Source organism: Pseudomonas auratipiscis (genome assembly GCF_036324085.1).
In the GTDB taxonomy this organism is placed as follows: domain Bacteria; phylum Pseudomonadota; class Gammaproteobacteria; order Pseudomonadales; family Pseudomonadaceae; genus Aquipseudomonas; species Aquipseudomonas auratipiscis.
This window is the reverse complement of record NZ_JAZDCU010000022.1, coordinates 58896-67680: the sequence shown is the minus strand read 5'-3', so window position 1 is coordinate 67680 and position 8785 is coordinate 58896. Positions and strand designations below refer to the sequence as shown.

The window sequence follows — 8785 nt, the reverse complement described above, 5'->3', positions numbered from 1 at the left end:
CGCCGCAGGGCCAGGACGGCCCTTCGGCGCGGTCCCCACGGGAGCAAGGGTGGAATGAGGGAACCCGGAGCGCAGCGTAGGGCCGAATGCAGGGACAGGCCCATGCCCACTTTTGCCCCGACAAAAGTGGGTCGCCGTAAAGGCGAAACCAGCCAGTGGTGCCACCATATCAAACGGATATGCCCATCGACACACGAGCCACATTCCGGTGCTCACCCGCAAGCAGGCCCGGTGCGTAGTTCACGGAATTCCGCGATCAACCTTTTTGGCGCGTAGCGAACATGCTCCACTGGCAGTGAACCATCCGCTAGGAGCGGACTTGTTCCCGTGCTTCCAGCCAGCCGCCCAGCTATCGATGAGAGAAAATACGGTGCACGCCAAGCCCATCAAGCACTGCATCGATCAATGCCCGAGCAGCTTCTACGTGCTGGCCTGCGCCGGAAACGATAGCGCGGTCGTTGAGGGAGAGGTGATCGAGTGCATCGCTGACCGTGGCCTCGGCGCATCGCAGTAGCTGGCAAGCGTGAAGCAGCGCTTCTTCGGCGGGAATGCCTTCGCGGACGTTGAACATGCCGTTGGTGCCGAATGGCGTGTTGGCAGTGCTTGCGGTGGATAGATCGGGGGGATCAGGGACGAGCTTTTTCATAGTTGGCCTCGAGTTATGAAGCCACCACGCTTCGCTGCTAAACGGAGGTGGCAGCTGTACGCGGGTTAGCAGACCGGATACTCGAGGAACCCCGGCGCACCCGAAGGCGCCCCACGTACAACCGCCATATAGCGTTGTGCCGTCGACATCGAGTATTGAGCCGGACTGCTAAATCCGATCGTTGGATTTTCCAACGACGACAGCAGCCTAGGCCCAGGAAGGGCCTGGCACAACAAGGCAACGGCACCGGAAGTATGATTCAGAATAGTCCGACAGAAAACGCCTACAGACTTGCGATTTGTCGCTGCCCGTTGTGAGGTAGGCGCTGTCGCCAATCAGGGGGTGGCTGAATTGGCGCTATCACGGGTCATGTCGCGTTGTCGCTGCGCTGCGCCCACAGCGACCGACGCCGGTTTTCGATACAGCACCCAGTAATAGCAGCCCAGACTGATCAGCCAGCAGAACACCGCGGTCCACACGTTGTGCGAGAAGAAGTGTGCGCCCTGCAGCATGCGTCCAATCGAGAAGACCGTGCCCAAGCCAAAGGCGAACAGCAACGCTGCGCGGGCCAGGCGCGGGCGGCGGTCGCGCAGGGCGAAGAACAGGGCAAACAGGGTGAAGCCCGTTGCTGCATGCCCGCCTGGCCAGCAACGCCCAGGTTTGTCGGTGGCAGGACGGGGGCTGAGCAGTTCGCTGTAGGTTTCCTTGCCGCCGAACTCCTTCAGGCTCCATGGGCATTGCACCGCGGTCACCGCTTTGACCGGCGTGACAAAACTGGTCGACAAGGCCATCGCCAGCACCAGATAGCCCAACTCTCGACGCCAGCCTTTAAGACGTGACCAAAAGAAGCTTGAGATGAAAGCAATGATGGCGCCCAGGCTAAGAAGGATGACTGCCTGTTTGGCGCGGTCATGCAGGATGTCTTCGAGAAAGTAGCTGTGGCGCCCTACAAACTGACCTGCTATTGGATCGAATGCCAGTTTGGCCAGGTCCATGTCCATGGAGGTCAGCTCCAGCAAAACAAGGGTCAGGGCAATGACAACGGGAACCCCAAGGGCGATCCACATATTGAGCGGGCGAGATGCGGCAGGTAGGGGCATGGCAGGTCCAGGCAGGTCGAGGGGACAATCCGGACCGGCAATTCTCGAGGAGAGGCTATAACTTGTCCGTGAAGACAAAGTGAAAAAATCGTTAGCTTGCAATAAAGTCTCGGCCACCTAGCCGAGCGTGGCTGATGGCCGTAAGCTGCGCCTGCCAAGCAGGCAAATGCCCCGGACGGGAGAAGCTCCATGCGAATTCTATTGGTTGAAGACAACCGCGATATCCTCGCCAATCTGGCCGATTACCTGGGTTTGAAAGGTTACACGGTGGATTGTGCCCAGGATGGACTGTCGGGTTTGCACCTGGCAGCCACAGAACACTATGACTTGATCGTGCTCGACATCATGCTCCCGGGCATTGATGGCTACACCCTGTGCAAGCGCCTGCGTGAAGACGCTCGTCGCGATACGCCGGTGATCATGCTCACCGCTCGCGATCAGCTCGATGACCGCTTGCAGGGCTTTCGCTCCGGCGCCGATGACTACCTGCTCAAGCCCTTCGCGTTGTCGGAGCTGGCAGCCCGTATCGAAGCGGTACTGCGCCGCGCCCAGGGTGGCGGTCGACGTACCTTGCAGGTCAGTGACCTGATCTACGATCTGGATACCCTGGAGGTTACCCGCGACAGCAAACTGCTCAAGCTCAATCCGGTTGGCTTGAAGCTGTTGGCGGTATTGATGCAGAAGAGCCCGCATGTGCTGCGTCGCGAGGTGTTGGAAGAAGCGTTGTGGGGCGATGATTGCCCTGACAGCGACAGCTTGCGCAGCCACGTACACCAACTACGCCAAGTCATCGACAAGCCTTTCGAGCGCCCGTTGTTGCACACCGTGCATGGCGTCGGTTACCGCTTGGCCGAGGGCCGTGATGGAGTTTAAACAAAGCCTTGCCCAGCGGATCATCATTGCCTTTGCCTTGATGAGTGCGCTGGTGGCTGGCGCCTTCGCATTCGGTATCGTTGCCACCGTGCATCTGGTTGAGGAACGTCTCATCTCGGCGGTGCTCGGTGGTGACCTGCAGCGTTTGTTGCGTATGGACAGTGTCAACGACTGGAGCCACAGGCCGCGTCCGGACCAGTTGTTTTATTACAGTGGCGGGCGCGATGATTTCGAGATGCCCAAGGACTTGCGCCACCTGAGCCAGGGCTTTCACGAAGTGTTCCGCGAGCAATTGTCTTATCACGCCATGGTCGAGATCGTGGATGGACGGCGTTATGTACTGCTGCAGGACCAGAGCGATTTCGAAGAGCGTGAGCGCGTGCTGTTCGCTGTTGTGGTGGTGGGCTTTGTCCTGAGCCTGGTGCTGGCCGTATTTCTGGGCTGGGTACTGGCGCGACGGGTCATGGCGCCGGTCATTCGCCTGGCGCATCAGGTGCGACACCGCGATCAGTTGCTGGGCCTGGCCCCGCCGCTGGCGCCGGATTATGCGGCTGACGAAGTCGGGCAATTGGCCGTCGCCTTTGACGACACCCTTGGCCGTCTGCGCGACGCCTTGACGCGCGAGCGGTTGTTCACCAGTGATGTCAGCCACGAGTTGCGTACACCGTTGATGGTGCTGGCCAGCTCGTGCGAGCTATTGCTGGTCAACCCCAATATCGATACCCGCGCGCGCTCCCAGGTTGAGCGGATCGCCCGCGCCACCGAAGAAATGCAGGAGTTGGTAAAAACCTTCTTGATGCTGGCCCGTGCCCAGCGAGACGAAGGCGCCGTGGCATCGCAGGCGAGTATCAAGGAAGTGGCGGATGACCTGGTTGGCGTCTGGCGCGACACCATCGAGCAGAAAGGATTGACGCTGCATTACGATGCCAAGGCGGGATTACCCACACTGTACAACGCCACGTTCCTGCAAGCGGTCATGGGCAACTTGTTGCGTAATGCCGCGCATTACACCGACTACGGGTTCATTCGCCTGATTCTGGAACCGGATGGGTTCAGGGTTGAGGACAGTGGCGTGGGAATCCCGGAAGAACAGCGTGAGGCCATGTTCCGTCCTTTTGTTCGTGGTGATGAGCGGCGAGGAGAGGGCCTTGGCCTTGGGCTGTCGCTGGTACAACGAATTTGTGATGACCAGAACTGGACGGTGAGCCTGACTGCGATGGAGCCCCATGGTTGCTGTTTTCACGTGGATCTGAGCCGTGGCCCGGAACGCCCCCTCGAAGATGCGTGAAATGTTCTGTAGCGTTTATCGCTACCGCTAACGAATTTTTCACACCGGCATAACCTGGCACTGACGCTTGCCTGCTTAAGGTGGGCGGCATTGGAGTCAGGAGATGCACCATGCGTAGCCCCATCAAACTCGAGTTTTCCGAGAAGTACGACCAGCAGCACGCCCAGGAGTACTTTCTCAAGCATCAGGATGGCCTGGCTCGGCGCTTGTCTCACCAGCGGGATGAACAATTGGCCCGTCGCGCGCTGGCCCTGGTTGGTGAGCCAGGGTTGGTGCTCGACCTTCCTTGTGGCGCGGGCCGCTTCTGGCCCTTGCTAGCAGAAAAGCCCAATCGCGTGATCATCGGCGCAGACAACTCTGAAGCAATGCTCGAGACCGCCACGAAGTCGCAACCTGCGCATATAGTCGAGCGGGTACGGACCTTGCAAACTTCAGCTTTCGCGATCGATTTGCCGGACAACTCGGTCGACAGTATTTTCTGCATGCGCCTGATGCACCACATTGGTGATGCTGCTCATCGGAAAACAATTCTCTCGGAATTTCAACGTGTTACCCGCGATAGCGTAATCTTGTCGCTGTGGGTTGACGGCAATTTCAAGGCTTGGCGGCGTAAAAAGCTCGAGCAGGATCGTTACGCTGAAACCGGAAAGGGCAGTTATCAGAATCGCTTTGTGTTACCGGTTGCCACGGTCGAAGAAGAGTTCCAGGCCGCTGGGTTCCGCATCCAGGAACGTTTGGACTTTTTACCGTTCTATGCCATGTGGCGAGTTTATGTATTACGTAAGGGGTAGTGAGGCATGGCGGTAGGGCGTTCAGAACCAACGGCGGCAAATCGGTTTGACCATTTCTGGCAGCAACAGGGCGAATGGGTGGAAGAGCCGAATCAGCGCCGTGGTGGGGAAAGCGGTGTGCAGCGGCTCAACGATGAAAATGGCCAAATGCTGTATTCCAAACGCCAGATTGGTCATATCTACCGCAGCCTGATGCACCCATTCGGCCGCCCGACGGTATTGCGCGAGTACGATGCAATCAACAGCTTCGAGCAGTTGGGCGTGCGCGTACCGCATGTCGTTTATTGCGGCGTCGAACGTGATGCGCAGAATCAATGGCGCGCATTGCTGGTCAGCAAGGCGCTGGACGGTTTCGAGGATAGCGACAGCTGGTACGCCAGTGGCGCGCGCGAACGTTACAGCGAGGCGTTGCATGAACGCATGCTGGCGGACCTGGCACAGAACCTGGCCCGTATGCACCGCGGTCATTGGCAACATGGCTGCCTGTACGGCAAGCATGTGTTCATCAAGGTGATAGGTGAAGGCGATGAGGCCCGCGCCGAAGTGGCACTGCTCGACCTCGAGAAATGCCGGCGACGTATCAGTTGCCATCGCGCAGCGGCCAATGACCTAAAGCAACTGCGCCGCCATTCGTCATTCAATGACGCAGAATGGCGAAAGCTACTCTACTTTTACAAAACGGCGTTTGGCAGCGCAGTCAAAGGTTTAGAGTAATGAAACTAGAAATAGCTCGAGGTTTGTTTCTGGTGGCAGCTCTCGGGGTGGCCACTGCTGCTGTGGCAGCCTGGGAGGAACCTGGCCCCGTGGTATTCAGCCATGCCGCTCCCGAGCAGTGTCCGCTACCGCGGGTGGTCAAGAGTCAGGTAACTGCCAGTCCTGATCATGACCTGCTACTTTTTCTGTTTGGAATGAGCCAAGGCTTACGCCCACAAAGCTGACGGAGGGTGCTTAACGCACGCCTGCCTCACCGCTACCCATGAAGCGCTATCCATGAGGCGCTACCCATGATTAGTTACCGCGGATCGTGAGGCAGGCTGGCGTGAGAATTGGTCGGGGCGAGTTGAGGTTTATCCGCTCGTGCCAGCAGGGTGTAGACACACGGTAGTACGAACAGGGTAAACAGGGTGCCCACTGACATGCCGGTGGCGATGACAATACCGATGTCGAAACGGCTCACCGCGCCCGCACCGCCGGCCAGAATCAACGGGAACATGCCGAAAACCATCGCCGCCGTGGTCATCAAGACTGGCCGCAAGCGAATTGCAGCCGCTTCCTCCACTGCCTCCCGGGCAGTAAGCCCTTTGCTCTCACGTAACTGGTTGGCGAATTCGACGACCAGAATCCCGTGTTTGCTGATCAAGCCGATGAGCGTCACCAAACCGACCTGGGTGTAGATGTTCATGCTCGATATGCCGAGGAACAGCGGAATCAGGGCACCGCAGATCGATAACGGCACGGTGACCAGGATCACCAGTGGATCGCGGAAGCTCTCGAACTGCGCTGCCAACACCAGAAAGATGATCGCCAGCGCCAGGCCAAAGGTCACCCATAGCGCGCTGCCTTCCTGAACGAATTGCCGTGCGGCACCGGCATAGTCTACGGCGTAGCCTTGCGGGGCTTCTTCGCGGGCAATGTTGCGCACGGTCTCCAATGCCTCCCCCATGCTGACCATGGGGAAACCCTGGATGATCGCCGAGTTGAGTTGCTGGAACTGGTTGAGCTGGCGGGGCCGCGCACGGTCGTTGATGGTAATCAGGGTCGATAACGGCAACATCTGGCCTTGCTGGCTTTTTACGTAGTAATTACTCAGCCAGTCGGGATTGTCCCGATAGGGGCGTTCGACCTGGGCGATCACCTTGTAGCTGCGACCATCGATGGTAAAGCGGTTGATCTCCGCTTCGCCCAGCAACGTCGCCAGGGTGCCGCCCAGGGCATCCATGGACACCCCCATTTGCGCGGCCTTGGCCCGATCGATTTCAACGACGACCTCCGGCTTGTCAAAGGCCAGGTCAATGTCGAGGAAGGCAAACTTGCCTGAATCCTGGGCGCGCGCCTTGACCCGTTCGGCCACCTCCAGCAACGACTCGTAGTCGTTGGCGGTATTGATCACGAACTGGAATGGCAGGCCTTCACCGGTGCCAGGCAAGGAGGGCAGGTTGAAACCAAAGATCTGCAGGCCGGCAATGCCCTCAAGTTTGCTTTGCACCAGTGGCAACAGTTCCATTTGGGTACGACTGCGCTCGTTCCAGGGTTTGAGCAGGAACCCGCCGATGCCCGACTGCACACCGTTGAAGCCGTTGATCTGGAACGAGGAATAGTACTCGGGGAAGGCCTTGAAGATTTCGATGAACTCATCGGTGTAGGCGTTCAGGTAGTCGAGGTTGGTGGGCTGCGGTGCGGTGGCCATCATGAAAATCACGCCTTGATCTTCATCCGGGGCCAGCTCGTTCTTGGTAAACATCAGGAACACCGGAATCAGGCACAGTACGATGACCGCGAAAACCAGCACCACAGGCCGAGTGTTGAGGGTGGCATGCAGGAGCTTCTGATAGCGCACCTTGAGACCTTCGAACAGCTTGTCGAGGCGGTGTGCCAGGCCGCTGGGGTTTTGTTCGTGGCGCAGGAGCATGGCGCACATCATTGGCGACAGTGTCAGGGCAACAATGCCGGAAATTACCACCGCACCGGCGAGGGTCAGGGCGAATTCCTTGAACAGCGCCCCGGTAAGGCCTTCCAGAAAGCCGATGGGGGCGTACACCGCCGCCAGGGTGATGGTCATCGACACCACCGGCATGGCGATTTCCCTGGCGCCCTCCAGGGCTGCATCGAACGGTGTCTTGCCCTCTTCGATGTGCCGATGGATGTTTTCCACCACGACAATGGCATCGTCCACCACCAAACCAATAGCCAGCACCATTGCCAGTAAGGTCAGTAGATTCAGCGAGTAACCCATCAGTTGCATGAAGAACAGCACGCCGATCATCGACAAGGGAATGGTAATGACCGGAATCAATACCGAACGCAAGGCGCCGAGAAACAGAAACACCACGACGATGACGATCAGCACCGCTTCGACCAGGGTTTTCACTACCTCATCGATCGATGCCTGGATGAACAGAGTGGCGTCGTAGGCGATGGACGCCTTGAGGTTGGGTGGTAGCTGGCTTTCCAGCTCCGGCATCAACTTGCGTACTTCCTTGATCACATCCAGCGGGTTGGCCCCGGGGGTGGCCTTGATACCGATGTATACCGAAGGCGTGCCATCGAAGGAGCTGACAGTGTCGTAGTTTTCCGCGCCCATCTCGACGCGCGCCACGTCGCCGAGCAGTACCCGACTGTCGCCGCTGGTCTTGAGCGGAATGCTGGCGAAGGCCTCGGCGGTTTTCAGTTCGGTGGTGGCATTGATGCTGGTCACCACGTATTCGCCCTTGACCTCGCCGGCAGCCGAGAGAAAGTTGTAGCGTCGTACGGCATCGGTTACTTCATTGGCGCTCAGGCCGTAACCTGCCAGTTTTACCGGATCGATCCACAGGCGCATGGCAAACAACTGGTTGCCGAGGATTTCCGCCTCGGCCATACCGGGTAGGGTAGCCAGCTTGGGCTGAATCACCCGCGACAGGTAATCGGTGATCTGCGGATTGCTCAACTCGCTGCTGTAGAAACTGATGTACATCAGCGCCGAAGCGTCGGCGGCTTCCTTGCTCAGTACCGGGTCTTCTGCGTCCTGAGGCAGTTTGTTCTTTACCTCGTTGGCCTTGGCCAGCAATTCGGTGAACAGGCGGTCGCTGTCAGCGCCAATGCGCGCGTAGATGGAGATGACCGAGAAATTTTGCCGACTCACCGAGGTCATGTAGTCAATGCCCTCGGCACTGGCCAGGCTTTGCTGCATGGGTTGGGTGATATAGCCCTGGATGGTTTCGGCGTTGGCCCCGGGATAGGCGGTAGTGACCGTGATCAGCGCGTTTTCCATTTGCGGGTACTGCCGGATCGGCAGTTTGCTCCATGCCTGAAAGCCCAGCAGCACGATCAATAGGCTGACCACGCTGGCCAACACCGGACGCCGGATGAACGGATCGGTAAAAGCCAT

Annotated in this window: 8 protein-coding genes; 5 read left to right on the top strand and 3 right to left on the bottom strand. The window is 58.5% G+C overall.

The features are described from left to right. Positions 1-349: 349 nt before the first annotated feature. Positions 350-646, bottom strand: coding sequence for a DUF6124 family protein (locus tag V0R60_RS23690; RefSeq protein WP_136474712.1), 297 nt, complete (start codon positions 644-646; stop codon positions 350-352). A 335-nt stretch (positions 647-981) separates the two neighbouring features. Further along, complete coding sequence (locus tag V0R60_RS23685) at positions 982-1746, bottom strand: phosphatase PAP2 family protein (protein ID WP_136474713.1); 765 nt, start codon at positions 1744-1746, stop codon at positions 982-984. A 189-nt stretch (positions 1747-1935) separates the two neighbouring features. On the opposite strand from V0R60_RS23685, the gene colR reads away from it, so the two are divergent. From colR to V0R60_RS23660, 5 genes are all read left to right on the top strand, one after another. Further along, positions 1936-2619 carry a two-component system response regulator ColR gene (gene colR / locus V0R60_RS23680; RefSeq protein ID WP_136474714.1) on the top strand — a complete coding sequence of 228 codons (684 nt, stop codon included), beginning with the start codon at positions 1936-1938 and terminating at the stop codon, positions 2617-2619. Next, positions 2609-3907 (top strand): sensor histidine kinase, encoded by a 1299-nt coding sequence (locus V0R60_RS23675; RefSeq protein ID WP_136474715.1) that lies wholly within the window; start codon positions 2609-2611, stop codon positions 3905-3907. The genes colR and V0R60_RS23675 overlap by 11 nt, the downstream gene beginning before the upstream one ends. A 110-nt stretch (positions 3908-4017) precedes the next feature. Beyond that, positions 4018-4698 (top strand): class I SAM-dependent methyltransferase, encoded by a 681-nt coding sequence (locus V0R60_RS23670; protein ID WP_136474716.1) that lies wholly within the window; start codon positions 4018-4020, stop codon positions 4696-4698. A 6-nt stretch (positions 4699-4704) separates the two neighbouring features. Continuing rightward, positions 4705-5412, top strand: a complete 708-nt coding sequence (locus tag V0R60_RS23665; protein ID WP_136474717.1) for a lipopolysaccharide kinase InaA family protein — start codon at positions 4705-4707, stop codon at positions 5410-5412. After that, complete coding sequence (locus V0R60_RS23660) at positions 5412-5636, top strand: hypothetical protein (RefSeq protein WP_330080793.1); 225 nt, start codon at positions 5412-5414, stop codon at positions 5634-5636. Before V0R60_RS23665 ends, V0R60_RS23660 begins: the two co-directional genes overlap by 1 nt. A gap of 74 nt (positions 5637-5710) precedes the next feature. On the opposite strand, the gene V0R60_RS23655 is transcribed toward V0R60_RS23660, so the two are convergent. Continuing rightward, positions 5711-8785: a multidrug efflux RND transporter permease subunit gene (locus tag V0R60_RS23655; protein ID WP_330080792.1), complete on the bottom strand. Its 3075-nt coding sequence runs from the start codon at positions 8783-8785 to the stop codon at positions 5711-5713.